The 26,724-nt window shown below is 48.3% G+C and carries 25 protein-coding genes; 5 read left to right on the top strand and 20 right to left on the bottom strand.

The window, feature by feature from the left end; genetic code table 11:
* Nucleotides 1-132: 132 nt before the first annotated feature.
* Nucleotides 133-636, top strand: a complete 504-nt coding sequence (locus tag AC3AP5_RS07975; protein WP_006955099.1) for a peptidylprolyl isomerase — start codon at nucleotides 133-135, stop codon at nucleotides 634-636.
* A complete protein-coding gene (locus AC3AP5_RS07980; protein ID WP_487326450.1) occupies nucleotides 633-1,352 on the top strand; it encodes a UDP-2,3-diacylglucosamine diphosphatase in 720 nt (239 codons plus the stop codon). The genes AC3AP5_RS07975 and AC3AP5_RS07980 overlap by 4 nt, the downstream gene beginning before the upstream one ends.
* A 54-nt stretch (nucleotides 1,353-1,406) precedes the next feature.
* Here the strand turns inward: AC3AP5_RS07980 and AC3AP5_RS07985 are convergent, their stop codons facing one another.
* On the bottom strand, nucleotides 1,407-2,006 hold the full coding sequence (locus tag AC3AP5_RS07985) for a Yip1 family protein (protein ID WP_272977290.1): 600 nt from the start codon (nucleotides 2,004-2,006) through the stop codon (nucleotides 1,407-1,409).
* 315 nt (nucleotides 2,007-2,321) lie between these two features.
* On the opposite strand from AC3AP5_RS07985, the gene miaE reads away from it, so the two are divergent.
* Nucleotides 2,322-3,095 carry a tRNA isopentenyl-2-thiomethyl-A-37 hydroxylase MiaE gene (miaE, locus tag AC3AP5_RS07990; RefSeq protein WP_488301209.1) on the top strand — a complete coding sequence of 258 codons (774 nt, stop codon included), beginning with the start codon at nucleotides 2,322-2,324 and terminating at the stop codon, nucleotides 3,093-3,095.
* 35 nt (nucleotides 3,096-3,130) lie between these two features.
* On the opposite strand, the gene AC3AP5_RS07995 is transcribed toward miaE, so the two are convergent.
* The 3 genes from AC3AP5_RS07995 to AC3AP5_RS08005 form a co-directional block, all read right to left on the bottom strand.
* Nucleotides 3,131-4,414 (bottom strand): dicarboxylate/amino acid:cation symporter, encoded by a 1,284-nt coding sequence (locus tag AC3AP5_RS07995; protein ID WP_006955091.1) that lies wholly within the window; start codon nucleotides 4,412-4,414, stop codon nucleotides 3,131-3,133.
* A 108-nt stretch (nucleotides 4,415-4,522) separates the two neighbouring features.
* On the bottom strand, nucleotides 4,523-5,518 hold the full coding sequence (gene sohB / locus AC3AP5_RS08000; RefSeq protein ID WP_272977292.1) for a protease SohB: 996 nt from the start codon (nucleotides 5,516-5,518) through the stop codon (nucleotides 4,523-4,525).
* A gap of 97 nt (nucleotides 5,519-5,615) precedes the next feature.
* Nucleotides 5,616-8,009, bottom strand: coding sequence for a VolA/Pla-1 family phospholipase (locus AC3AP5_RS08005; RefSeq protein ID WP_487326452.1), 2,394 nt, complete (start codon nucleotides 8,007-8,009; stop codon nucleotides 5,616-5,618).
* 182 nt (nucleotides 8,010-8,191) lie between these two features.
* Between AC3AP5_RS08005 and AC3AP5_RS08010 the strand changes: the two genes are divergently transcribed.
* Both AC3AP5_RS08010 and AC3AP5_RS08015 read left to right on the top strand, forming a co-directional pair.
* Nucleotides 8,192-8,944, top strand: a complete 753-nt coding sequence (locus tag AC3AP5_RS08010; protein ID WP_006955088.1) for a YciK family oxidoreductase — start codon at nucleotides 8,192-8,194, stop codon at nucleotides 8,942-8,944.
* Nucleotides 8,944-10,035, top strand: a complete 1,092-nt coding sequence (locus tag AC3AP5_RS08015; RefSeq protein ID WP_242603650.1) for a WD40/YVTN/BNR-like repeat-containing protein — start codon at nucleotides 8,944-8,946, stop codon at nucleotides 10,033-10,035. Before AC3AP5_RS08010 ends, AC3AP5_RS08015 begins: the two co-directional genes overlap by 1 nt.
* Here AC3AP5_RS08015 and AC3AP5_RS08020 read toward each other — a convergent pair.
* From AC3AP5_RS08020 to AC3AP5_RS08095, 16 genes are all read right to left on the bottom strand, one after another.
* Nucleotides 9,983-12,070 carry an aminotransferase class V-fold PLP-dependent enzyme gene (locus tag AC3AP5_RS08020; protein ID WP_487326453.1) on the bottom strand — a complete coding sequence of 696 codons (2,088 nt, stop codon included), beginning with the start codon at nucleotides 12,068-12,070 and terminating at the stop codon, nucleotides 9,983-9,985. The genes AC3AP5_RS08015 and AC3AP5_RS08020 overlap by 53 nt on opposite strands.
* Nucleotides 12,071-12,150: 80 nt before the next feature.
* Nucleotides 12,151-12,363: a (Na+)-NQR maturation NqrM gene (gene nqrM, locus AC3AP5_RS08025; protein WP_006955084.1), complete on the bottom strand. Its 213-nt coding sequence runs from the start codon at nucleotides 12,361-12,363 to the stop codon at nucleotides 12,151-12,153.
* Nucleotides 12,364-12,382: 19 nt separating this feature from the next.
* Nucleotides 12,383-13,423 carry an FAD:protein FMN transferase gene (locus AC3AP5_RS08030; RefSeq protein ID WP_487326454.1) on the bottom strand — a complete coding sequence of 347 codons (1,041 nt, stop codon included), beginning with the start codon at nucleotides 13,421-13,423 and terminating at the stop codon, nucleotides 12,383-12,385.
* 3 nt (nucleotides 13,424-13,426) lie between these two features.
* Nucleotides 13,427-14,653 carry an NADH:ubiquinone reductase (Na(+)-transporting) subunit F gene (gene nqrF / locus AC3AP5_RS08035; RefSeq protein ID WP_487327304.1) on the bottom strand — a complete coding sequence of 409 codons (1,227 nt, stop codon included), beginning with the start codon at nucleotides 14,651-14,653 and terminating at the stop codon, nucleotides 13,427-13,429.
* Nucleotides 14,654-14,698: 45 nt separating this feature from the next.
* A complete protein-coding gene (nqrE, locus tag AC3AP5_RS08040; RefSeq protein ID WP_006955081.1) occupies nucleotides 14,699-15,307 on the bottom strand; it encodes an NADH:ubiquinone reductase (Na(+)-transporting) subunit E in 609 nt (202 codons plus the stop codon).
* A 5-nt stretch (nucleotides 15,308-15,312) separates the two neighbouring features.
* Nucleotides 15,313-15,945, bottom strand: coding sequence for an NADH:ubiquinone reductase (Na(+)-transporting) subunit D (locus AC3AP5_RS08045; protein ID WP_006955080.1), 633 nt, complete (start codon nucleotides 15,943-15,945; stop codon nucleotides 15,313-15,315).
* Complete coding sequence (locus AC3AP5_RS08050) at nucleotides 15,938-16,714, bottom strand: Na(+)-translocating NADH-quinone reductase subunit C (protein ID WP_006955079.1); 777 nt, start codon at nucleotides 16,712-16,714, stop codon at nucleotides 15,938-15,940. Before AC3AP5_RS08050 ends, AC3AP5_RS08045 begins: the two co-directional genes overlap by 8 nt.
* Nucleotides 16,707-17,909 (bottom strand): NADH:ubiquinone reductase (Na(+)-transporting) subunit B, encoded by a 1,203-nt coding sequence (locus tag AC3AP5_RS08055; protein ID WP_006955078.1) that lies wholly within the window; start codon nucleotides 17,907-17,909, stop codon nucleotides 16,707-16,709. Before AC3AP5_RS08055 ends, AC3AP5_RS08050 begins: the two co-directional genes overlap by 8 nt.
* 2 nt (nucleotides 17,910-17,911) lie before the next feature.
* Nucleotides 17,912-19,252, bottom strand: coding sequence for a Na(+)-translocating NADH-quinone reductase subunit A (locus AC3AP5_RS08060; protein WP_006955077.1), 1,341 nt, complete (start codon nucleotides 19,250-19,252; stop codon nucleotides 17,912-17,914).
* Between the two features lie 172 nt (nucleotides 19,253-19,424).
* A complete protein-coding gene (gene fabV, locus AC3AP5_RS08065; protein ID WP_006955076.1) occupies nucleotides 19,425-20,603 on the bottom strand; it encodes an enoyl-ACP reductase FabV in 1,179 nt (392 codons plus the stop codon).
* Nucleotides 20,604-20,670: 67 nt separating this feature from the next.
* Nucleotides 20,671-20,985, bottom strand: a complete 315-nt coding sequence (locus AC3AP5_RS08070; RefSeq protein WP_006955075.1) for a BolA family protein — start codon at nucleotides 20,983-20,985, stop codon at nucleotides 20,671-20,673.
* Nucleotides 20,985-21,479 carry a hypothetical protein gene (locus AC3AP5_RS08075; RefSeq protein ID WP_487326455.1) on the bottom strand — a complete coding sequence of 165 codons (495 nt, stop codon included), beginning with the start codon at nucleotides 21,477-21,479 and terminating at the stop codon, nucleotides 20,985-20,987. The genes AC3AP5_RS08070 and AC3AP5_RS08075 overlap by 1 nt, the downstream gene beginning before the upstream one ends.
* An 89-nt stretch (nucleotides 21,480-21,568) precedes the next feature.
* Nucleotides 21,569-22,108 (bottom strand): PqiC family protein, encoded by a 540-nt coding sequence (locus tag AC3AP5_RS08080; protein ID WP_487326456.1) that lies wholly within the window; start codon nucleotides 22,106-22,108, stop codon nucleotides 21,569-21,571.
* On the bottom strand, nucleotides 22,080-23,699 hold the full coding sequence (pqiB, locus tag AC3AP5_RS08085; protein WP_287831047.1) for an intermembrane transport protein PqiB: 1,620 nt from the start codon (nucleotides 23,697-23,699) through the stop codon (nucleotides 22,080-22,082). The genes AC3AP5_RS08080 and pqiB overlap by 29 nt, the downstream gene beginning before the upstream one ends.
* Nucleotides 23,696-24,919, bottom strand: coding sequence for a PqiA/YebS family transporter subunit (locus tag AC3AP5_RS08090; protein ID WP_487326457.1), 1,224 nt, complete (start codon nucleotides 24,917-24,919; stop codon nucleotides 23,696-23,698). The genes pqiB and AC3AP5_RS08090 overlap by 4 nt, the downstream gene beginning before the upstream one ends.
* A complete protein-coding gene (locus AC3AP5_RS08095; RefSeq protein WP_487326458.1) occupies nucleotides 24,903-26,711 on the bottom strand; it encodes a cation:proton antiporter in 1,809 nt (602 codons plus the stop codon). The genes AC3AP5_RS08090 and AC3AP5_RS08095 overlap by 17 nt, the downstream gene beginning before the upstream one ends.
* Nucleotides 26,712-26,724 lie beyond the last annotated feature (13 nt).

Genomic DNA, 26,724 nt, shown 5'->3' on the forward strand with positions numbered 1-26,724 from the left:
TCCGTAATTTGGCTTTAGTCGACAAAACGAACAAACCGATTCAGTTTTTATGATTCAACCACTAATGATACCACTGAACGGTCGGCTCTGGTACACTAGCGACCGATTAGTCGTAGTATTAAGGAACCCAAAATGCAGGTTGTTTTACATACCAATTATGGTGACATCACCTTAGCCATGCACACTGAGACCGCACCTAAAACGGTCGAAAACTTTCTTCAGTATGCACGCGACGGTTTTTACGAAAACACGCTATTTCACCGTGTTATCGATAACTTTATGGTGCAAGGTGGCGGTTTTGAGCCCGGCATGTCGCAAAAAGACACCCGTGGCACTATCGAAAACGAAGCCAAAACAGCAAAGCCGAACCTGACTGGTACGGTCGCAATGGCACGCACCCCGGATCCACATTCAGCCTCGTCACAGTTCTTTATCAATGTGAACGACAACCACTTCCTTAATTTCCAAAACGAAACACCTAACGGCTTTGGTTATTGTGTATTTGCTGAAGTGGTTGAAGGCATGGACGTAGTTAACAATATCAAAGGTGTCAAGACTTCAACGGCTGGCTTCCACGCCGACGTTCCAGTTGAAGACGTCGTTATTACAAGCGTTACCGTCCAAGAGGACGCATGACCACAGCGTTTATTGCTGACCTTCATTTGAGCCCTGAACGCCCGGATATCACCGCGGCGTTCGAGGCTTTTTGTGAGCGCAATGCCTGTCTAGATAAACTCTATATCCTCGGTGATCTGTTTGAGGCTTGGTTAGGTGACGACGACCCCAGTGAGTTTGCTGTGCACATTAAGTCGTTGCTCAAACAACTGGTAGACCACGGTGTGCAAGTGTATTTTATGCCCGGCAACCGCGACTTTATGCTGGGTAAAAAATTCGCACGGGAAGTGGGACTGACGCTGCTCAAAGATAAAACGGTTATCGAGCTCAATGGTGTACGCACGTTGTTGATGCACGGTGACACGCTCTGTACGGCGGATCAAAGTTACTTACGCTACCGCGCCGTCATTCAACACCCTATCACGCGATTTTTACTGGCACGTTTACCGCTTAAAACGCGCATGAGCATTGCCAAGAAACTGCGCGCCAATTCGGGAACTCAACGAGCGCTGTCCCATCAACGTTTGCAGCAGATGGATGCTCAGCACGCTGCTGTCGTTAAAGCGATGAATAATCACCAAGTTCAACAGCTTATTCATGGTCATACACACCGCGCGGCAATACACTGTTTTGAACTCGCACCCGAACGTCCTGCCAAACGTATTGTGCTGGGCGACTGGTACGACGCACAAAAAATTCAGCAACAAAACACGTACGTCGGTATTTATATGGCATAAAAAAAGAGCCCGCAGGCTCTTTTTTTATGATTCAACGCTTCCGTCGCATCGCCATCAAGACATAAAGCGAGGACCAAAGCCATTAGTCCAAAGAATCGCCGTTGCAACCATCAAAATGACCATTAAGATAAGACCGGCGGTTACAACCGAACTTGCGTATAGAAAGCCGCGTTCTTCAGGAATATGCATGAGAACGGGAATGCCCGCATACAAAAGATATACCGAATAGCCCACGCCCGCTAAAAAGACCAACGAAACGAACCATAGCTCTGGATAAAGCGCGGCAACACCGGACATAATGACGGGTGTCGCCGTATACGCGGCGAGCTCAAGCGACTGCGTAAAGCTCGGATCCGCACCAAAGGTTTTTGCCATCCAAAAGACTAAATAAGCTAATGCAAACGCTGCTGCGAGAATGCCAACATACATCGCGACAGCGAGCATCACACCGCTGCTTTGCGTCAGTGATATCGACTCGCGTGCACCGATGCTCCATCCCACGTGGACTGAGGAATAATAAGCCGCTAAGCACGGCAGTAGTGCAACAAACAATAAGTGTGTGAATGAGTGACTCAAGCTCTCATGACGTGCATCGATTGTTTTCCACTCTTCCATTGGGTGAGCATACAAGCCCCAAATATGATTAAGTAACATAATCGCTTCCCCTTGTTGTAAGGCGCTGGGCCTCGAAACTTGCATCGAAAAACGCACCATACCCAGTTGTTATTGTTGCGTTGTTAGTAGTGCCTAACCTTTTATTATTGAGCTAAACAGTCAGACGCTTGATATGGCTAAAAATTCAACGCTTTACACTAATATCAAGAACATTTCTCATACTGTCAAGAGTACACCCGCATTTTTTAATACGTTTTCTTAACAAAAACCGATTTAACGCATGTTGTGGTTTTCGTTTTTCATCTAAGCACGTAAAATAACACCTTTATTCAGAAGCGAAGTATAGCCTTTAACATGTCTCACATGAGTCCCGATATTGCCCAGTTACTCGAACCGATTCACGCTTTCCTGCCTTGCGCCACACCGCAAGCATGGATAGAAAAAGCAAAGGCTCCTGAACAACTCCCTGTGCTACTGCGTGATCACATGGTGTGCGAGTTGAAAGCGGCCCAAAGTGCCATGTTGTTGATCCGCCGCTACGCGGTTGATGAAGCCAGTGGTCAAGCGCTATTGGCATGGCTTAAACCTTATGAAGACTACACCTATCGTCTTGTAGGTGACTGGCGAGCACTGGCTGACCATAACAAACTCAATAAGCGTATGGTGCCAAAATCAGACCGTCCATACAGTCAGGAGTTGATCGACAAAATGGTCATGTTGATCAAGGAGGAGTTGCATCATTTTTACCAAGTATTGGAGATAGCACAGGAACTGGGTATCGAATACGACAAGCTTACTTCGAGTCGTTATGCGCGTGGCCTGCTGACACACGTACGGACATACGAACCTGCCGCACTGATCGATAAGTTAATTTGTGGTGCCTACATCGAAGCGCGTTCCTGCGAGCGCTTTGCCGCCATCGCACCCCACGTAGACGAGCGCTTAGGGCAGTTCTATATTTCACTGTTGCGTTCTGAAGCACGTCATTATCAAGACTATCTAACCTTGGCACAGCAAATTGCCGGTGAGGATATCAGTGAGCGAATTGCTTTCTTCGCAAATATTGAGGCGGAATTAATAAAGTCGCCGGATGGCGACTTTAAGTTTCATAGTGGTATGCCCATCTAAATAAATGAGATGGGCTGTCGCGCCAATGGCGCGACCTAGAGTTCTTCCAATTTTTTGCCAGCTTCTTTGTCGTAGAAGACTTCTTCGTCGAAGTCGCCTTCCGACTTAGCAACCACACAACTGACCATGGCATCGCCGGTCACATTGACTGCGGTACGAGTCATATCCAATAGGCGGTCAACACCGATAATTAAGCCGATCCCCTCGACGGGCAGACCCACCTGCTGTAAAACCATCGCGAGCATGATTAAGCCAACCCCAGGCACTCCCGCCGTACCCACCGATGCGAGTGTTGCGGTGAGAATCACCATGAGATAATCAGCGACTGACAGATCCAGTCCATACACTTGGGCGATGAATACCGTCGCCACGCCCTGCATGATGGCAGTGCCATCCATATTAATGGTTGCTCCAAGCGGCACGGTAAACGAACCGACAGAGTTACTCACGCCTAAACGCTTAGTCACGGTTTCAAGCGTAATCGGCATGGTTGCATTACTACTGGCAGTGCTAAAACCAAAGAGTTGTGCATCACGCATTTTCCGAATAAAGATGCCCGGTTTAACACGCGCCAGCACGCCTAATAAGAATGGATGAATAATAAACCCATGAATCAGTAGCACGATGAGCACTAAGAAGAAGTACTTCGCCAGACTGGATATCATGCCCAGTCCGGTTTCGGTGAAGAGCTTAGCCATCAAAGCGAAAACACCATAAGGCGCAATGCTCATCAAAATCACCACTAGCTTCATGATGACTTCATTAAAGTCCTCAAACAGTCCCTTGATGCGCTCCCCAGGCTTCCCTACCAATGCCATCGCGATACCCAGTAATAAGGCAAACACGATAATCTGCAGCATATTGCCTTCTGCCATCGCAGTAATTGGGTTATCCGGGAATAGATCAATAATCACTTGCGACAACGAAGGCGCCTCAGAGGGCTCAAAGGTCGCGTCACTTGCACGTTCGACACCACTACCGGGTTGAATCAAAATCGCCGAGAAAATAGCAATCGAAATCGCAATAGCGGTGGTTATTAAATACATACCGACCGCTTTACCGCCTAAACGTCCCAATTTGCTTGGATCACTTAACGAGCACGTGCCCACTACCAAGGACACCAACACAAGTGGTACCACTAGCATCTTCAATGATGTGATAAATATTTGACCAATGACATTAAACAAACCATTGGTCAAATAACTATCGACCCATGCCGAATCACCTGCAAAATAGCGTAGCGCCATACCCAGCACGATACCTGCCACCATACCGATGACAATGCGGGTCGTCAGACTTAATTTTTTATTATCGCTCATAAGCGTCCTTTTTGTTGTCTATCGGACTAAAAAAACCGCCATAGCCTAGCAGAAAAGCAAATCAAGGGGTAGTTGCCATGCGTTAAACGCACAGCAACTGCCGAGTGGTTACACGTCGCTGCGTGTAAACGAAGATTTCAGCGTATTGACCAACGTCGCGGCGCCTTTTGCAAAACGTTCGCTGAGAGGTTTCTTAATACTGTATTCCACTTTAAGAATACGGTGTGTGTCCAATTGCTTCAACATCCACGCATCGCTGGTAATCACTTCATCAACCAGACCCAATTCAAGCGCTTCAGTACCTGTCCAAACTTCTCCCGTGGCCACTTTTTCTATATCTAATTCAGGACGGTGACGCTGGACATGCTCTTTGAACTGGTGATGGATCGACTCCAAGTCTTGCTTGAATTTACGACGTCCTTCTTCGGTGTTCTCACCCAGTACCGTTAATGTTCGCTTATATTCACCAGCCGTGATCTGCTCAATGTCGATATCATGATTTTTAAGCCACTTGTTAACATTCGGTAATTGCGCAACTACACCAATCGAACCGATGAACGCAAACGGCGCCGATAGAATATTATTGCCCACACAGGCCATCATATAACCACCGCTAGCAGCGACTTTATCAACCGCGATAGTCACCTTTAAACCATGGTCAATCAGTCGTTGTAGCTGTGCAGCCCCCAAACCGTAGCCGTGGACAACACCACCACCGCTCTCTAAGCGAACAAGCACTTCATCCTGATCAGTCGCGATACTAACGATCGCATTTACTTCACGCTTGAGGCTATCAACTTCTTTGGCATCAACCGAGCCTTTAAAGTCAATAACAAACAGTTTTGACTGCGGACTGTGCTCGCCTTTACGGGCCTTCTTCAGCGCCTTTTGTGCTTTTTTCTGCGCCTTACCGTCAAGAAGCTCAATACGCAAGCTATCTCGCATTTCATTAAGTTCTTTCGACACGTCAGTGACATCAAGCTCACCCTTACCGCGCTTTTGCTTTTGTGCAGTCTGTGCCACAACACCTAAAATAATTACAAGTGCGACAACGATGACACCTGCTTTTATAATAAAGCCACCAATATCGGCGAGAAACTCCATAACTTCTCCTATTTCCAAAACAAAAGGCCAGCAAAGTTGCTGGCCTTTATTATACGCAAATGTCTGCGTTCAGTTTAGTCGACTCATTACCAGTCGCTTACTGTACCACTTCTTCGTTGGTTACAGGAAGTTGTAACATTCCCGAACCAAACCAGCTAAAGATCTGCGTTTGCATTTCTTGCGTTGAAGCAGGTGAAGCAGATGGGTCAACAATTGAACCATGAGTCGCCTCTGGGAAACGAACCGCGCCGGATACAGGCGTTCCATCGCTTGAAGTCACTGTCGCTGATACACTCGGCAAGCCCATCAAACGAATCAGTGGCTCAGTACCTGCTAACGGCTTACCAGCTACATTATTCGGAATTACGCTATCACCGACCGCCTCAATCAGGTGAACAGGTGAGTCATTCGCGACAACCGCTGCTGAGTAGTTGACCGGATCTGCAGAATCCAATACCGACTGCGCTGCAAAAGCAAACTGTTCAAAGGTTGAGTTAATCTGCGCCAATTGAGCTTCAGAGGCTTGCGCAATAAAGCCATCATAAACTTGCGCTAATAATGCGTCGAAGCCTTCGCCGCCAGGAATAATACCCGCCTGCTCTGCTTGAGCGTTTACCGCAGCGGCAAACTCTTCGCTACCTGAGTAAAGCAACTGGCTCTTAATTGTTTTCTCAAACGCCGGAGATGCAAGCAAGAAGTTAGCAACACTGCCACCTGGCATAGCCAGTGAGGTGGCTTGTACAGCAAATTGACCATTCAGTGCGCTGAGAGGCGACTGTTCAGGGAACGGTGTATTAGTGATACCCGTAAAGCCAACACCAGCGATAGCACCTAGCGAGTGACCAACGAAGAACACTTTTCGACCGTTTATCTGCGCGCCATCGCTTGCTTGGAAATAATTCAAGCTGACACGAAGACCCATCAAATCAGCAATCGACTGACGAACGTTGTCACGAGCCGCTAATAAGTTAGACAGATTCATGTACGCAGTCACGTTGTCCGATGCATTGATTTCATCGGTACCATCATTGTTCAAATCAAAGCCACGGTCACCATGTAACGGATGATCAATCGCTACCGTCGCGAAACCGGCAGCAGCTAGCGAACCGGCGATACCCGCTGCGTTCGACTTATTACCTGTAATACCGTGTTGGAAGATGACCACAGGCCAGCCGCCCGCTGGCACCCCATCAAGCGTTGGCATACCGCGTGCCTGACGAATTTGATTAACAACGGCGAGGTCTGGAATAGTCACAAATGCCGGTACATCAACATCATCCTGCTTTTCTGGTACGGGGTTAAACTTAGTTAAGTGGCGCTCTTCATCAACCCCAGGGAAATCAAAGCAAGCGTTGGGTGGCAACAACAAACTGGGATCTTCAATAGCGCCGGCTGGAATACCCGCTCCAGCGGGGTCAATCACACCCTGTTGAATCGCACCTAAAATTGAAGCGGGGCTATCGCACTGCGCGCGCCAGCGTCCATTAACGGGTGCCTGAGGATTCGATTGAGAAGGCAGTGGCGAGTAGTAAGGTAATGTAACCTGACCACCGTAAACGCGCGCAGCTGCAGCAATTTGTAGGGTTTGCGGATCAGTCACACCGTTCCCTTGCAATACCTGAGCAAGCGAAACGCCCTGATTTTGCGCAACCAACGCAGGTGGATTCTGTGCTGCGATTTGTTGTGCAAGCAACTGTTTAGTGACGTTTAGCACGTCCCCAACGGATTGAGTGGTGAAGTTCGACGTATAAATAACGCCGTCGGTATCGACACCATATTGACCAAGCGCGCCTTCATAGCTATTGATCAGACGTTGCAGTGACACTGCCGACGCATCACCAGACACCGGGTTCTCGTCAGCATTACGCTTCATCAGCGTATAGGTCTGTGAGGCTTTTACATCACGACCTAAAGAATCTTGGATATTATTTGTTAACGCGACAATGTAACCGGTTTTAGGCTTCAGTGGACGCAATGGAACAATAGCCACGGTATTGCTATCAACGGCTTTTACGGTAAAGTCGGTGCCGTGTTCAAGCTCTCCAACAACGGCACATGCCGCCGCAGGGCTTGCCGCCGCACAAGCTTCTGATACTGCGCTTCCACCCTGCACCGTTTCAAAAATACGAATGGAACCCTGCGCTTCCAAACTAGCAGGCGTCACAGTGACAGAATCGCCGTTTTCGTCAACCGGCAAAGAAAAATCAAACGTGAGTGTTGAGTGAGTGCCCCAACCATCGAGACCATTTAAAGCAACTTGCGGATTACTGATGTCGGATGGATCGGCAACTGGAATGTTCAAGGTGCCGTCAACTGTACCACTCAATAGGATATTTGTTGGTACAGGGATAACACTGTTAGACGGATCAAAAGCGACACGCGTCGCTGCGACACTGACTTCTTGTTCAGAAACCGGTGCACTGTCACCGCTACCACAGCCGACAAGTGCTAAGGCACTGCCTATCGCCAATGGGAGTAATAATTTTTTCATGTGGATTCCCCAGTCCTTTTTTGCATTATTGTTATTCGCTTTCAGCTTAACGATTTTTATACACCTGTATGAATCAATATGAAAGGTTTTTTCCAGAAATTCTATTCGTTTGCTGAGAAGTTACTCGAATATACGTACAATAGCTTAACGATCTACAAACAGTCCAATGGAATCAAGTAAATATGCAAATCAAAACGGTACACGACTATCAGGCGCCGGCTGATCTACTGGCGAACAAAACGATATTGGTCACAGGTGCAGGTGAAGGTATTGGTCGCCAGGCCGCATTAAGTTTTGCCCAACATGGGGCGACTGTCATTCTACTAGGCCGCACCACCGCCAAGCTTGAAGCTGTCTATGACGAAATTGAAGCCGCCGGTTATGCGCAGGCCGCGATTGTGCCGCTCGATTTGAAAGGAGCTACCGCACAGCACTATAAAGACATGGCGTCTACCATCGAACAGCAGTTTGGCCATCTCGACGGCGTGTTGCACAACGCAGGTATTCTTTCGATTCTGTCACCCTTTACTCATATTGACGAAAACGATTGGAATGACGCGCTGCAAATCAATGTCACCGGCCCAATGCTAATGACTCAGGCGTTAATGCCGGTATTAGAAAAAGCACCATTTGCGTCAGTGGTATTTACGTCATCGGGTGTAGGTCGTAAAGGTCGCGCTTATTGGGGCAGCTATGCGGTATCAAAGTTTGCGACTGAAGGCTTAGCACAGGTGATAGCGGATGAATATGAAACCACATCGGTACGCACCAACGTCATAAATCCCGGAGCGACCCGTACAAAGATGCGCTCTAAAGCGTATCCGGCTGAAGATCCAAAAACGTTAAAGACAGCGTTAGATATTATGCCAACTTATTTGTATCTCATGGGCGATGATAGTAAAAATGAGAATAATCTGTGCTTTGACGCACAGTAATGCAACCTGAGGTTAGTATGATTGCTTCGATAGCCAAGAAATCAATGTTGCCCTTCGCCTTTGTTACTACGACCGTTTTCGCGCAGTCTAATGCGCCGGAGCCGCCCAAAGTTGAAGTCGTCACATCGATTGAATCGCAACAATGGATAGGCATCAGCCCGATAAGTCGCAACACGATTTGGGTATCCGGAGTCGATGGCCGTGTCGCCCGTTCAACTGATGCGGGCTTCAGTTGGGACTACTCACAACCGGGCCCCGGCGATTTGCAGTTTCGTGATATTGAAGCCATCGACGACCGACGTGCTTACGCGCTCAGCATCGGTGACAATGGTCAGTCGCGTATCTACTTCACGGAAAATGGTGGTGCCGATTGGCGCCTACGTTATGGTGCCGCTAACGATACATTTTTAAACTGCATGGCTATTTCACCGCAGGGCGAAGCTTGGGTTACCGGGGACAGCGTAGGAGATGAATGGCGGATGGTACGCAGTCCAAGTGGCCGCAACTGGATCAAAACCAACAGCGCAGTGAGCGCAAAACCGCAAAGTAACGAGGGTGGCTTTGCCTCAAGCGGCAGTTGTGTGCGTTATCACAACGATACTTGGATGATCGGGACGGGCAATGCCGATGTGGCAAGAGTGCTCATTAAAGCCCGTTTTGGTATTCGTTTTGATGTTATCGAGACGCCGATGCAATCAGGACCTGGCGCTGGCATTTTTGCAGTATATCCCGAAAGTAAAGATAACTTTTATATCGCTGGTGGGCATCTGCAAGCAGAGCAAAATGACCAGCCTCGCTTGTGGCATTATCAGTCAGGAAAGTTTACTGCTTTACCAGAGCCGCCGTTAGACGGGACGTTATACAGCCTTGATAAGGTCGACCATAACGGAGAGTGGTTACTCACATCAAACCCCTCGGGCGCTGCCGCATTTCATCTACAAAGTAAAACATGGCATAAACTCAGCGATGCCAACATTTGGAACATCCAGTGTCACGGTGATGCCGCATGTTGGCTCGCGGGTAAAGAAGGCTACATTGCTAAACTGGTGTGGAAGCCAGCGCAAGCCCCCCCGACAAATGTTGTACCTTAGTAAAACCTAATCGCGTAAGCGCATCGGCCATCACGCCGCTGCGCTGACCTGAGCGGCAAACACACACTAAAGGCGACGATTTTAGCTGCGGATGCTCATGAATAAACTGAATCGCTTCGGTGAGTGGAACATTAACGACGCTCGCGTGCGCCGGTAAGTCATCGACAACGTGCTCTTGCCGTTCACGTACATCAATAATCGTGATGTCATCTCGTTCCCATAACGCTTGGGTATCCTCTACTATACTCGCCGCACCGCTTTGCATTGACTTTGCTAACACCAATTGATGCTCGCCATCTTTGCGCGGACACACCAAAGTCGTATCGCTAATACAATGCTGAATATCACGGATAGCTTGATGTCCACCTAAGAACGCAAAATCAACACGCAAACTCTCAGCGGCTTTGACGGGCTCACTCAGTAAAAATGTCGGCAATTCATCACCGAGTTTAAATAAACGTCGTTGACCGACCGACAAGCAACCCTGAACACCGCAGTCACACTCCGCCGGCACCGCGTCGCATCCTGCAATGGCATGTTCAGGCCAACCCCACATATCGGTGTTCGGCTCAGCACCGATCAACATCGCCCGGAGCATCGATGCTGCTTGTTGAACATCGCTGTCATCAGAGCTAACCAATACACCTTGTACATCATAGTTCTGACACCGTACAAGGTTTTCTAACCGGCCCGCTAAGGCGGGATGCGGATCAATAATAGCCACTTCTCGGGCTTCTCGATCAATCAATACATAACAACAATGATCGTCATACTTCAATTGAACCACACCGTCCAATTGCGCATCGTGATCATTATTAGTATCAGCCACGATCAAACAAGATTGTTGAAGCGCTTGAGCAACCAATTGAATACGCTCACACGCCTTATCAACGGTTGCTTGAGTTGTCGCTGGGCCAAATGACATGCGAATCGCAGACTCACTCTGCCAATCACTTAAGCCCATCGCATCTAACACAAAACTGCGCGTCACTTTCGAGCTACACGCGGAGCCAGAGCTCACTCGGATATGGCTGGCATCCAAGACATCCATAATATCTTTAGATGACACACCTTTTACCGAAAAATTAAGGGTTGTCGGTACCGACACCGAAAAGTCATGGTTAAATACGATACTCGGGAAAGCTCGTCGCAAAGTACGCGCTAATTGCTCTCGATAGTGCTCCAGCGTTGTCGGATCAACAAACGTGGTTTGCGTCGGGTCCAGCATCAATTCAAACAGTGCATGAAGCGCCGCGATACCAGGCAAGTTTTCTGTACCCGAGCGATAACCTGACTCCTGACCACCACCGATAATAAGCGGTGTAAACGGCGCACTTTCGCGCACCGCCATGAAACCGATACCTTTAGGGCCATACAGTTTATGTCCGCTAAATGGTGCATAGTCTATCGAGATATCGTCGAGCGCAAGGGGTAACTTACCGAGCGCCTGTACGCAATCGACCATCCAAGGAACTTCGGGCGCATGAGTTCGAATAGTCTGCTCAAGTGCGCTCAGATCCTGCTTTACACCGGTTTCATTATTAGCCGCCATGGTGCATATCATTGCAGCCTGTCCAACATGTTCCGCAATAAATTCATGGTCAAGAATACCCTGCTCATTCACAGGTATCGCTTTCAGCTCGGCATTAAGACCGAGCAACTGGTTCCAATGTTGCAGCGCCTGCGGCACGGCTTTATGTTCGGTAGCGCCATACAGGAGGTAACTACGTGGCGATTGTGGGTTATCGACAGCCGCTCGAATCGCCGATACGACGGCCGTTTGAATACCCTCTGTTGCACCACTCGTAAAAATCAATTTACCAGAAGATGCGCCGACGACACGACGGGCAAGCTGACGAGTTGTATCGAGGATATAGCGCGCTTTGAGGCCGGTTACATGGCTACTGCTGGGGTTGCCAAATATCGTCTCCATCGTATGCGACACCGCATCCGCAATTTGCGGAAGTACAGGAGTGGTGGCATTGCAATCGAGATAAATTTCTTTACTGTCGCTATTTAGTGCAAACGGTTTCACTGAGAGCCCTCCTTCGAAACAACAAGGGCGCTTGCCGCGCCCCTAATCACATAATGTTATAACGATATAACTGTTGAGGGTCAACGAATTTCGTTTTCTTTCCATTGCGCTTCTTTACGCATACGATCTTTTCGCTTGTCACACGGTTCGTCACAGTCGCAGGCTTTTTCCATCCCGAGTGCGCCGATACCACCGCAACTTCCCGAAATGGACTTCTTCTGCATGATATAACCGACTGCCATTGCCAATACGACAACCACAAATAGAACAAATACCAGTAAAAATGTTTGCATGAGTACTCCTTCTCAGTCCTTAGTGCGTTTTTTGCAGCAAAGGCTCAAACTGTGGACTGACAAACTCCTGAAAACCGTCATCGGTTTTAAATACGAGCATCACCGCCAGCTTATGTTGCTGAGCAAACGCTTTGGCGCGCTCGGGTCCCATGACCATGAGTGCGGTCGCATAGGCGTCTGCAGACATACAATCATCAGCATAGACGCTCACTGAAACCAGTTTATGTTGAATCGGCTCGCCAGTTCTTGGGTCAATAATATGCGAGTACCGACGTCCATCTTCAACATAAAAATTTCGGTAGTCACCCGAGGTAGCTAACGCGCCCTCTTTAAATGAGACAACTTCTTGCACCGCACGTTCCGTAGAAACCGGTTTTTCTATTGCGAGGCGCCAAGACTCATTATCAGGCTTACCACCCGAAGCGACGATTTCGCCACCGATTTCAACCAGGTACTGACTGATCCCAAGGTCTTCTAGCAAACTCGCGACCCTATCAACGCCATAGCCTTTAGCAATAGTCGATAAGTCGACATAAACCTTAGGATGCGACTTACTCAACTGATGGTTCTCAATCGCGAGCTTTTTATAGCCCACATAAGCTTCGATTTGTTCCAGCTGTGCCGCTGTTGGCGTTTGCTCGGGACGATTTTGCGGACCGAACCCCCACAGGTTCACCAAAGGTCCGACAGTTACATCAAGCACTCCATCCGTTTCATCGGCAATCTCAATTGCGCGAGAAACGACTTTTTCCAACGCGCGAGAAATCACAACAGGGTCAGTCGACTGGTGCTGATTAAATAGCGACAACTCTGATGTAGGATCATAAGTCGACATCTGAGCATTGACCTGCTCCAACACCGTATCCACACGACGCTGAATCTCTTCTTTACCATAGCGAGGATCCTTACTAAACACGGTAATGTGATAGCTGGTTCCCATGGTCGCGCCCTGCATTTTGATAACACGCGGCGCATCAGAGCAAGAAACCAAAAAGGCTAGCCCCAAAAGGGCTAGCCACAGTTTGCTCGCTAATGCATGTTTCACTGTAGAAACGTTCATTAATTAGCCACCGAAATCATCCAACATAATGTTTTCATCTTCGACGCCCAACTCTTTGAGCATGTTGATGACCGCAGCGTTCATCACTGGTGGACCACACATGTAGAATTCACAGTCTTCTGGCGCATCATGATCTTTCAGATAGCGCTCATATAGAACGTTGTGGATAAAGCCTGTGTCGCCATCCCAATCGTCCTCAGGCTGCGGATCCGACAATGCAACGTGCCATTCGAAGTTGTCATTTTCTTCTTGTAGCATGTCAAAGTCTTCGGTGTAGAACATCTCACGTTTAGAACGTGCACCGTACCAAAACGAGATCTTACGATCGGTGTTCAAGCGACGCAGTTGGTCAAAGATATGCGAACGCATCGGCGCCATACCTGCACCACCGCCAACGAAGACCATTTCCGCTTCAGTTTCCTTCGCGAAGAACTCACCAAACGGTCCTGAAATTGTCACTTTATCACCTGGCTTCAAGCTAAAGATGTATGAAGACATCTTACCTGCTGGCAAGCTTAAATCGTTCGGTGGCGGTGTTGCGCAACGTACGTTCAGCATGATGATACCCTTCTCGTCAGGGTAGTTCGCCATGGAGTATGCACGTACCACTTCTTCGTCGACTTTAGACTCAACATCTAAGAAGCCAAAGCGTTCCCAATCGCTACGGTATTCTGGAGCGATATCAAAGTCTTTATACTTCACGTGGTGCGGCGGGCATTCTATTTGAATATAACCACCGGCACGGAACGGTACTTCTTCGCCTTCTGGCAACTGTACAACGAACTCTTTAATAAAGGTCGCCACGTTATCATTTGATTTAACAACACAGTCCCATTTACGAATACCAAAGACTTCTTCTGGCAATTCAATTTTCATGTCTTGCTTAACATTGACTTGGCAAGACAAGCGCACGCCTTCACGCGCTTCTTTCTTAGTAATGTGGTCGAGCTCGGTCGGTAGAATATCGCCACCGCCGTCTTTAATGGTTACGCGACACTGGCCACATGAACCACCACCACCACACGCAGACGAAACGAAGATGCCAGCATTGGCGAGTGCGCCCAACAATTTAGTGCCAGGCTGGGTCACGATTTTCTTGTCTTCGTCGTCGTTAATCAGGATTTCCACATCACCCTGAGGTACCAATTTTGATTTCGCAAACATAATAATCGCGACCAAAATTAGTACGATGATGGTGAACATCGCTACACTGAGTGAAATCAGTTGAATATCCATCGATTCGTACCTTTAACTTTTATCGATTCAACACACTGGTTATAGAGATACGCCGGAAAACGACATAAAGCCCAAACCAATCAGACCCACTGACATAAACGTTGCACCGAGACCACGTAGGCCATCAGGCACATCGGCGTATTTCAGTTTCTCACGCACTGCGGCCAAAGCAACAATTGCAAGTGCCCAGCCCACGCCACTTCCGATGCCGTAAACAACCGATTCACCGAAGTTATAATCACGCTCTACCATGAACGATACGCCACCAAAGATGGCACAGTTCACCGTGATCAGCGGCAAGAAAATACCGAGCGCGTTGTAAAGTGCAGGCACAAATTTGTCCAATGCCATTTCAAGAATCTGAACAATCGCTGCAATAACACCGATAAAGGTCAAGAAACGCAAGAAGCTTAGGTCTGCATCAGGAAATCCTGCCCAGCCCAACGCGCCAGGTGCAAGAATGTTGTGATAGATGAGATTGTTAGCAGGTACCGAAATACCCAATACAACAATAACCGCTACACCCAGACCAAAAGCCGTTTTAACTTTCTTAGATACCGCCAAAAAGGTACACATACCTAAGAAGAATGACAGTGCCAAGTTCTCAATGAATACGGCACGAATAAACAGGTTAATATACTGTTCCATTGTGCTTACTCCTTAGGTTCGACTTGTTCAGTGCGGAAGGTACGCAGTACCCAGATAAATCCGCCAATGATAAAGAACGCGCTCGGTGGCATTAACAACAAGCCCACAGGCTCATACCAACCGCCTTCTGAAACCAAAGGTAAGATCTGCACATCAAACAGGCTACCTGAACCAAATAGTTCACGCACAAAACCAACGACGAGCAATACTAATGAATAGCCTAAGCCATTGCCGATACCATCTAAGAACGACATGCCTGGACTGCTTTTCATTGCATACGCTTCGGCGCGACCCATGACGATACAGTTGGTAATAATCAAGCCAACAAATACCGAAAGCTCGCGCGAGATTTCGTATGCGTAAGCACGCAGCACTTGGTCAACCACGATAACCAAACTCGCGATGATGGTCATCTGAACGATGATACGTACGCTCGAAGGGATGTGGTTTCGGATAATCGAGATAAAAAAGTTTGAAAACGCAACAACCGCGGTCAAAGCAATACACATAACCAGTGTATTGCTCATTTTTGATGTGACCGCCAATGCTGAACAGATACCTAAGATCTGTAACGCAATTGGGTTGTTTGCAAATATCGGTCCAAAGAGTACGGACTTCACTTCTTTTGCATTAGCCATTGGTCAGCTCTCCTTTGCGCAATTTGTCGAGTAACGGACCGTAGGCGTCGTCGCCCATCCAAAATTGAATCAGTGCGTCTACACCGTTACTGGTTAACGTTGCACCCGACAGCGCGTCTACTTCGTGTTCGCCTGAAGCGCCGCCCTTCACCAAGTCGAATTGGACTTGACCGTCATCGCCATAGAGCTCTTTACCTTGCCAAGTTTTAACCCAAGCCGGGTTGGTGATTTCACCACCGAGACCAGGTGTTTCCGAGTGCTCGTAAAATTTAACGCCTTTAACTGTATTAAAGTCGTCTTCAAGCGCGATTAAGCCGTACATAGTACCCCAAAGGCCTTGGCCACGGATATGTAACACGGCACCATTAGTGCCACCGTTGCCGTCTTTGATAAGGTAAACTTCGGTCATATTTTCGCGCGTACCCAAGCCAGCAGGGTCATCTGATTTTGGTAGTTTAGTGCTACGCTCAGGATCGCCCGCCGCTTTACGGTTATCAAAGTCTGATGGGTTAACATCCTGCATGACTTGATAGTCTTTCAGACTCACAACCAGTGGTTGAATGCGCTCTTTATAAACAGCTGGCACATCCATACCTTTTTCTAGAATACCGGCTGCATCAAGGATGTTTTCCTGCATAGCTAGCGCAGCGTTGCGCTCTTGCATTGGCTTAAGACCAATCGCCGCACCTGATACAACGATAGAACAAACCAAACACAGCGCCAGCACTACACCGACCGTTTTGCCTAAACTTTCATTCTTCTTAGACATTACGTGCTAACCTCCGTTTAATGTTGGCTTGTGCTACGAAGTAGTCAAACAATGGTGCAAAGACGTTCGAGAACAAGATTGCCAGCATGATGCCTTCAGGGAACGCCGGGTTGACGACACGAATCATCACGGTCATGAAACCAATCAAGAAACCGTAGGCAAACTTACCCTTGTTCGTAAATGACGCTGAAACCGGATCGGTTGCCATAAACATCATACCAAAGGCAAAACCACCCAGTACTAAGTGCCAGTACCACTGCATTGCAAACATTGGGTTGGTGTCGCTACCAATCAGGTTAAGCAGGCTTGAGAATACGACCATACCGAGGAACACGCCTGAGACGATGCGCCAAGAGGCGATACGGAAGTAAATCAGTGCAAGACCACCAATCAAAATCATCAGAGTTGAGACTTCGCCCACTGAACCTTGGATGTTACCTAAGAAAGCGTCCCACCAAAGAGCGGTGTTGCTGTAGTCGATTTGACCCATCGCAGCTTTACCTAGGTTAGTGGCACCAGAGAAGCCATCAACAGCTGTCCAGATAGAGTCGCCCGACATACTTGCTGGATAAGCAAAGTACAAGAATGCACGACCTGTTAACGCAGGGTTCAAGAAGTTACGGCCCGTACCGCCGAAGATTTCCTTACCAATGACAACACCAAAGGTGATACCAAGTGCAACTTGCCACAGTGGCGTGGTCGCAGGCAGGATCAACGAGAACAGTACCGAGGTGACGAAGAAGCCTTCGTTTACTTCATGCTTACGCACAGAAGCAAATAGTACTTCCCAGAAGCCACCAACAATAAAGGTAACAGCATAGATAGGTAGGTACCAGCACGCGCCGTACCACATCTTAGTGCCCCAGCCAGCATCGCCGCCAAAGTCGCCACCCAACAAGTGGAATAAGCCCACCTGCCATGCGTCACCTAATTGATAACCTTCAGCCAACGCCATCGCGGCTTGGTTACCCACGTTATACATACCCCAGAACATCGCTGGGAATGTCATCATCCATACCAAGATCATGATGCGTTTTAAGTCGATACGATCACGAATGTGAGTCGTCGACTTAGTCACCGTGCCTGGTGTATAAAGAATAGTGGCTACCGCTTCGTAAAGCGCGTACCACTTCTCGTATTTGCCGCCTTTTTCAAATTGCGGCTCAATACGCTCGAGTGTATCTTTCAAGCTCATGGTTAGCCTTCTTTCTCAATCTTAGTGAGACAGTCTCGCAACACTGGTCCGTATTCATACTTTCCAGGGCATACGTAGGTACACAATGCCAGATCTTCCTCATCCAGCTCCAAGCAGCCAAGTTGCTGACCTTCATCAGTATCGCCTGATAATAAGTCACGCAATAATAGCGTTGGTACGATATCCAGCGGCATCACGCGTTCGTAGTTACCAATCGGTACCATTGAGCGCGCAGACCCATTCAATGAAGTGGTCATGCTGAATAGCTTCTTCGGATTGAAGTGGCCCGCATAAGCACGCGTGACCGAGTGTAAATCTGAACCAGGGCGGATCCAGCCGAACAATTCTTTATGATTGCCCTCTGGAATAACACTCACCTGATTGTGGAAACGACCCAACCAACGATGCGCATCATCTGCTGTGTGACCGTTCAATACAGAACCGGAAATAACGCGGTTGTTGTCACCGGCAAGCTCACCGTCTGTTAACTCAACGATATCAGCACCTAAACGGGTACGTAACAACCGAGGTTCTTTAACACCTTCACCCGCTAACGCAACGAAGCGCTCGGTGAAAATTTCACCCGTTGTAAACAGCTTACCGTAGGCAATCACGTCTTGATAACCAATATGCCAAGCGGGACGCTTCAAGCTGACTGGGTTCAAGAAATGCATATGAGTACCCACCAATCCGGCTGGGTGTGGACCACTGAACGACTCTAACTGTGCGTTAGTGTCGCCGATATCCACTTCTGCATCGGCAGCTTTAACCACAAACAATTTGCCTTCAGTCAGGTTTGAAAGCACTTTCAAACCATCGATGAATGCTTGTTTATGCTCATTAATATAAACAGTCGGATCGCCACACAATGGATTCGTGTCCATTGCATTGATGAAGATTGCGGTAGCTTCAGCGTCTAAAGCAGGTGCTTTGCTGAATGGGCGCGTTCTCAATGCTGGCCATTGACCCGATTCGACTAGAATCTCTTGCACTTTTTCGCGACCCAAACCATCAAGCTTGGCACTGTCAAACGACTCAAAGGTCACTTGCTCATCGCCATCAAGCTCAACTACAACTGCCTGCAGCACACGGCGAGCACCACGAAGGATGTCTTTCACCTTACCTGCGCCAGGGGCAGTGTATTTCACGCCTGGATTCTTTTTATCTTCGAAAATCACCTGACCTTTTTTTACACGATCGTCCACTTTCACGTGCATGGTCGGGCGCATACCGACATACTCTTCACCCAAGGTAGCGACCGTCGTCACGGCCTTACCGTCGGATAGTTGCTGCTGGGGAGCACCCTTAATTGGGATATCCAGCCCTTTTTTGATCGTAATCATATGCGTTTGCACTACTCGTTAGGGAAGATTCATCACAACCAGCTATAATAACTGGAAACCTGAGAAATCAATAAGTTACTGATAAGGGCTCACTTCTAGTAAAACCGATACCAGTGACTAGAAAACGTAATCCACACTTATCGTCTGGATTTTAACACTTTTTACACTCCGCTTACCAGTTTACTTTGGGATTTACATCTGCGTCGTAATCGACGTTGTCAAAACCAAAGCCAAACAGGCGTAAGAAGTCTTGGTGATAGCCCGCATAGTCAGCCAGCTCATGGAAGTTGTCTTGTGTCACCTGATCCCACAAGGCTTCCACTTTGGCTTGGGTCTTTTCGTTGGTTTCGTAACCATTCATATACAGTCGCCCCGCCTCATCTAAGGTTGGGTTGTCCTGATACAAGCCTTCGGTGAACAAACGATAAATCTGCTCAATACAGCCTTCATGAGTCCCCTCTTCTTTCATTACGCGATAAATAAGCGAAATATAAAGGGGCATCACAGGAATAGCGGAACTTGCTTGCGTCACTAACGCTTTTAAAGAAGACACATAGGCAGACAGGTCAATATCACTGTATTGCTCACGAAGCGCTGCTGCGGCACGGTCTAAATCTTCTTTAGCTCGACCAATAGTGGCATGACCATAAATCGGCCACGTTAACTTCTTGCCAATATAAGTATAAGCGGTGGTTTGACAACCCTCGGCGAGTACACCGGCATCATGCAATTGTTTAATCCAACGTTCCCAGTCCTCGCCACCCATGACTTTAACGGTGTTGGCGATTTCTTCGTCGTTAGCCGGCTCGAGCGAAATATCATGCACCTCATCTTTGTCGGTATGATAAGTCTTGGTGGTATAAGCCTGTCCTACGGGTTTCAGTGTCGAACTGTACACCTCACCTGATTCTGGGTCTTTACGTTTTGGCGACGCCAAACTGTAAACAACCAGGTCAATTTTGCCCATGTTTTGCTTGATGTAATCGATTGTTTCTTGCTTGATTTCATCAGAAAACGCGTCGCCATTAATACTGTGGTATTGCAGGCCGGCGTTTTCAGCCTCTTGATGAAACGCCGCCGTGTTATACCAACCCGCAGTACCCGTACGCTTTTCGGTAGGCTCCTTCTCAAAACACACACCTAACGTATGTGCACCGCTGCCAAAAGCGGCGGTGATTCGTGATGCCAACCCATATCCTGTTGAGCAACCCACGACCAAAACATTTTTCGGGCCGCCAGCAACTGAGCCTTGTTGCTTAACAAACTCCACTTGACGATGAACGTTTTCTGCACAGCCTACCGGGTGTGCGTTGGTGCAAATAAATCCACGAATTTTTGGTTTAATGATCATAGTGATTCCCTAATTTAAATTTTTCGCTATTGTACGGGTTCTGCTATCAAGAACATATCTTACCTGCTTAAACTGAACCGCCTCCGCCCATACAATGAGGAGAATCAGGCGCTTGCCCCTGCGCTTGCCACTCTTTCTCGGTGTACGTATGCAACGCCAAAGCATGTATCTGCCCAAGTACCTCGGCCAACACGCGATTCACTGAACGATGACGCTGAATCAGTCGCTTACCCTCAAATTCATCGCTTACGATAGTCACTTTAAAGTGTGACTGTGCATCAGCACCCGCTGCATGCATGTAACTCTCATCTTTAACATCTAATAACTTGGGTCGAAATGCACTTTTAAGCGCATTCTCAATCATTGGCTTAATTTGACTCATTAATACGTCGCTCCTTCGTCAACTGCACTTAAGCACACGCGTTCGGATCCGGCTAAGGTTGCAACAGCAGGGAACACCTGCTCTGCCACCGCCCCCGCGGATTTCGATGCAGGCATCGCTAATCGATAGCGAGAGGCACTCACCGAACCATCAATTTGATACAGAATAAAGGGTTGCTCACCCATGACTTCATTCAGTGCGTTTAACCCTTCTTGTCGGTAAGGCGGAAAAGCACTGATATCGCCCGTTAAACGCCAACCATTAAGTTCTGACTCGCTTGCCAATAACGCCTCATTGGTGCGATCGCGGCAGAAGCTTACCTCAATCACGGCACGACTTAAACGCCATTCAGCATTGGGTAACTGTTTTAAATCGAGTTGCGCAATTGGATTATTTTGCGCGACTGTGCGTGAAGAGGATGGACTACAGGCCGTTAGCACGACCGTGTTCATAGCTAAAATGAGAACCCCTAATCGAATCAATGCTGGATGCACAGATACACTCCTATCAGATATGTCTAACAGGAGTATAGCAACTACCCCTATATACTTCAGCCGTATTCCATTGATGCCGATATCAATGGTTACTGGTTATTAATGGCTTGCTCGATTTCGTCCAAACTGGCTAACCATGCACGATCAAGTGCACGCACTAAGCCATCGTAACCGTCGCTCGAGAGCGGAATTCGTTGTTCAAAGTGACCACTCAAAACATCGTTCGACTCAGCACGGTAATGCCAATAGCCAGCCACCACGGCTTCCCCCTGATTATTACCGTAAAACTGCATGAGCGATAGTTGCAGCGTCTGCCCACATTGCTCCGTTAATCTCCGCTGCAAACTATTCTGTAACTGCGAATCCAAGCCACCTAACCAACGATTATTCTTAGCTTCCACCATCAGTAAATCTGATTTTTGAACCATCACACCATCTTGTCCAATGCCAGCGTCAATACGCACACGACGCGACTGAGCATCGCAATAGCCGTTGCTTGACTGATTTAAATGAGGCAGTCGATAGTGTTTTACCTGATCGGCAGGTACCGCACTGCAAGCGCTGACAAGCAGCACCGTGCTGACGGCAATGCATAGCACATTAATCTTTTGCTTTAGGCTCTGGATCATTTTCTGTTTCCGTATTAAACAATAATGCATTGGGCTTACGTCGAAGCGTTTCGACTAATGGCTGGAGGTCTCGTGACATACGCTCAAGGTTTTGTAGCGTTCGCTCTAACTGATCTCGGTTTGTTGAGCCGGCATCAAAATCAGCGAGGATACTGTTAAGCCGCTCAACGGACTGCGCTAAAGATTGCGGAAGCGCTTCCCAACCTGGTTGCGCAACAATCTTTTTCAATTGCTCGGTGAGCACTTTTATTTCTTCAGCGGTTTCATCCGTGGATGCCATCGCTTCAGTAAACTGATTAACACTTTGATTCAGTGGTAAACTATTTAAGGTATCCAAAATCGAATTGAGCTTCTCTTCGAGCCTACTAAAGTTGCTTACTATCGTCGGCATCACAGGGTAACCCGCGAAGGTGTCTTGCTTTACCGCTTCCTCATCTGGATAGAAACGCAAGTCCACGTACAACGTATTGGTCAAAATATTCGAGGCGCGAATCGAAGCGCGCAGACCCTGTTCGAAAAAGTGCTGCAAATGTTGTCGCCATTGCTCTAATTCCGTTGAAGCGACCAAGCCCTCTAGACGATCAGGCTCATAGCGTATCAATACGGGAATCAAACGTAAGGGTTGACCGGAGTTCTCATCCGGTTGCCAACGAAAAGGCACTTCGACCACAGTTCCCACGCGAATGCCCTTGAACATGACCGGCGAGCCGACCGCCAAACCATCGACAGACTCATCCAACAACAACACATAATCAATACCCCGTGAGTATCCTTGTTGTTCGGCTTCTTCCTCGCTCGCAAACAGCTCAAAAACAGCCATCGCTTGCAGCGGCTTTCCTAACGGCTGTCCATTAGGCACACCAAAACTGATGCCCGCCCCCAATAACGACTCTATCGATCCCACGGAGACATCCACGCCATCCGGCTTCCAACGGAACGACACGCCGCGCTGTAGCCAAAAACGGGTATTTTCGGTTAGCAGCTCATCGTAAGGGGACTTAATGAACACATGGTAGGTCGTTGCTCGCGCCTCAACCGAGAAGTCAACTTGTTCAACAATACCGACGGTAACACCACGATATTGAACGCTATCTCCCACCACAATATTAGCGGCACTATCACTCTCTAATACAATACGTTTACCGTCCGTATCCGCATCCGTTACTGGCGGTTGCTCAAGCGCGGTAAACTGATCGCGCGACTGCGACGACTCGCCCGGTTCGAGCTGAACATAAGCGCCCGACAGCAAGGTGTTAAGGCCAGAGATGCCACGCCGCCCGATACGCGGTTTGACCACCCAGAACTGCGAGTCCTCGACTAACATGTCCGCTGTGCCGGCGTTCATTTCAATGTGTAATTCAGCGGCCTCAAAATTGTCCGATAATGTGATCTGAGTGACCTGACCGACATCAACATTACGCACTCTCACCGCTGTTTTTCCTGCTTGCAGGCCTTCTGCGTCCTTTATTTGGACAGTAATTTCCGGCCCGCTCTGATCACGCTCTTGCCACACCATCCAGCCGGCAATAAATGCGGCCAGAATCGGTACTAGCCAAATCGGTGAAGCAAGTTTGCGTGTCCAATGTGTCATTCAGTTGATTTCCTTACCCAAAATTGTCGGGTATCAAAGCTCATCGCAGCCAGCATGGTGAGTATGACTGTACTCGCGAAAGCGATTGCGGCATGTCCCGGGTAAACCGACATCAAGGCGCCGTTTCTTACTAAAGCAACAAGTACTGCGACAACAAAGATATCGATCATCGACCAACGCCCGATCCAATCGGTTATACGGTACAACCATAGCGCGCTTTTAGGGCGCTTTGAAGTATCCTGTCGTGCCAAGATAGCGAGTGTCGCCAAAATAAGGATTTTAGCGATTGGAATGACCAGGCTCGCGACAAATACAATAATCGCAATCGGTATATCGCCGCTTTGCCACAACGATAATACGCCTCCTACGATGGTTTGAGGTTGTGTCGAACCCAGCGCCACGGTCTCCATAATGGGCAACACCTGAGCAGGAATAAGCATTAATGCTGCCGCAAGCAACAACGCGAACGTCAGCGAGGTGCGCCGAAATTGAACAGTCCAAAGGGGTTCATGACAACGCCAGCATGTCGTCTGATGCGCTGGGTTCGCCGCATAACAGACCGGACATCCCACCACCTGATGTTGTCGCGCACTTTCACCGACGATGGCACGGTAATTAAGCGCCCGTTCATCCGCAGGCCATAATGGATGACGCTTCATACGGTCAACCACCATTATCAACAACGTCACGAAGCCAGCGAACGCAATCACACCAAAACCAAAGTCAATCGTGGCATAGCCCGCTAGCTTTATAAAACTGATCAGCGCACCAATCAAAAACACATCGGCCATCATCCAAACGCGAATGTACTTAACCGCTCGCACCAGCCAGCGTCCCATTTTATAGTCAGTTCGATTATGCCAAATGAGGATGACGCCAGAAGCAAGCAAAAAAAGCGCCGGTAGAATCACGACCGAAAGAAGCACAACAATCGCTAACCACTGTTCATGAAAGGCAGATAACGTCAAGCTACTGTCAAGGAGCGTGATTTGCTGACCTTGACCGGAAACACGGTAACCAACAAAGGTCATTTCTGTCGCGGGGATGAGTAAAATAAGTGCAGCGATGATCAGCGCAAGCGTGTGTTGAGCACTCAGCGGGTGACCACCAAGAAGGTGGCCACAACGCTTACAACGAATGGATGTGCGGCCACTGACCCAATTGATCTGATCGCAATCGGGACAAACTCGCACATCCTCGGCGTTACTCGCCTCCCTCATCCGTATTTTTCTCCGGTGTGATCATTGCAATAACAACCCAACCCGGTGCCGGTTTAAGCTCGCGCTCAGTCGTAAAGATATGGATCTTTTTCTGATCATCCAACGCAAACATCGGTACCGCACGCGCACCATACTGATGTTGATACTCTTCAAAACCAAAGTTTTCAGTAATCGGCGTTGACTTAACTTTGGCACCTTGGAAGTGCAAACTCGCCAATTTAGAGTAAGTAATGCTATCGCCAAATAAATTGAGCGTATTTTTATAGTTTTCTGATAACTGATGGCTAGCTCTGAAATCCGACTCGCCACTATTCAAGCCGTGGACTTTTGAACTGCCAAACCAGTCCTGGTAATAAACAGAAACCAGTGGGTTGAGCTGCTTGTACGGTGACATCACCAACAAGCGGCCAATACCGGTTAAGTCGATATTATTCGAAGCATGCTCCGAAGCGGGATTACCAAAGTAAACAGGTAAGTTATCCATCCGCGCAAGACGGATATTCTCCCAGTTGGTATCAGCCAATCGGACAGGGATTTCATGTTCTTTAAGAACCGATGCCACCGCACGAGCCATCTGGTTGGCACCAAAAATCAAGAATCCACGCGCCGGAGGTTCAATTAATCCAAGCAGTCGCGCTAGCGGTTTAGCGGTTAAGCTTTGTAACACCACCGTTGTCATGATGACTAAGAACACCAAGGGCACGATAGCCGATGCATCAGTCCATCCCGACTGTTCCATCTTCAACGCAAACAAAGCCGATACCGCTGCGGCAACAATACCTCTGGGAGCAATCCATGACAGTAGCAACTTATCCTTAAAGCGCAACTCGGTGCCGATAGCTGACAGCCATACGCTTAATGGACGCACAAGGAACATAATGACAGCGAGTAAAATAATAGACGGCACACCCAAGGCATCAAAATCAGCAAAATCCAATCGCGCAGCGAGTAGAATAAACAATGCCGAGATCAACAGCACAGAGAGGGTTTCTTTGAACTCCAAAATCTCATCAAGATTAAGATTTTTGGTATTCGCCATCGCCATCCCCATAACGGTGACGGTGAGTAGACCTGATTCATGTTGAATGGCATTCGACAATGCAAAAACACCCAAAACGATGGTCAGGGTCGCGACATTCTGTAAGTAATGTGGAAACCAGCCACGGCCTAGCGCGAGGCCTAGCAGCTTAGCCGCCGCCCAACCAAAGAAGAAACCGATCCCGATGGTTTTCGCAAAAGCCTGCAACGCGTGTAGCATTGCGACATCTTGACTGGCGATAATAAATTCATAGACCAATACTGCGAGTAAGGCGCCCAGTGGATCAATAATAATGCCTTCCCAGCGCAAAATATTAGCTAACTTATTGATCGGTCGAATTGAACGGATCATCGGCTGTATCACCGTCGGTCCGGTTACCACCACCAATGCGCCAAACAGCGATGCAATTTCCCAGCGCCAGTCCATAATAAAGTGCGTCGCGACACTGATGGTTATCCAAGTAACCACCATCCCAATGCTGACGAGGTTGGTTACCATACGACCATGACCACGAATTTCGTCAAACTTAAGCGTTAGACTGCCTTCAAAAAGAATAACTGCAACGGCTAAGGAAACCACAGGGAATAACAAATGATCGAATAACTGATCGGGTTGCAGCCAACCTAACGTAGGTCCCACCAAGAGGCCACACACCAGCAGCGGCAAAATCGCCGGCAGTTTAATGCGCCAGGCTAACCATTGGCAACAAATCGATAGCACACCGATAAGCGCTAACATGGATAAGTCAGACATAGGGTCTCCAGTA

Source organism: Idiomarina sp. D18 (genome assembly GCF_057748155.1).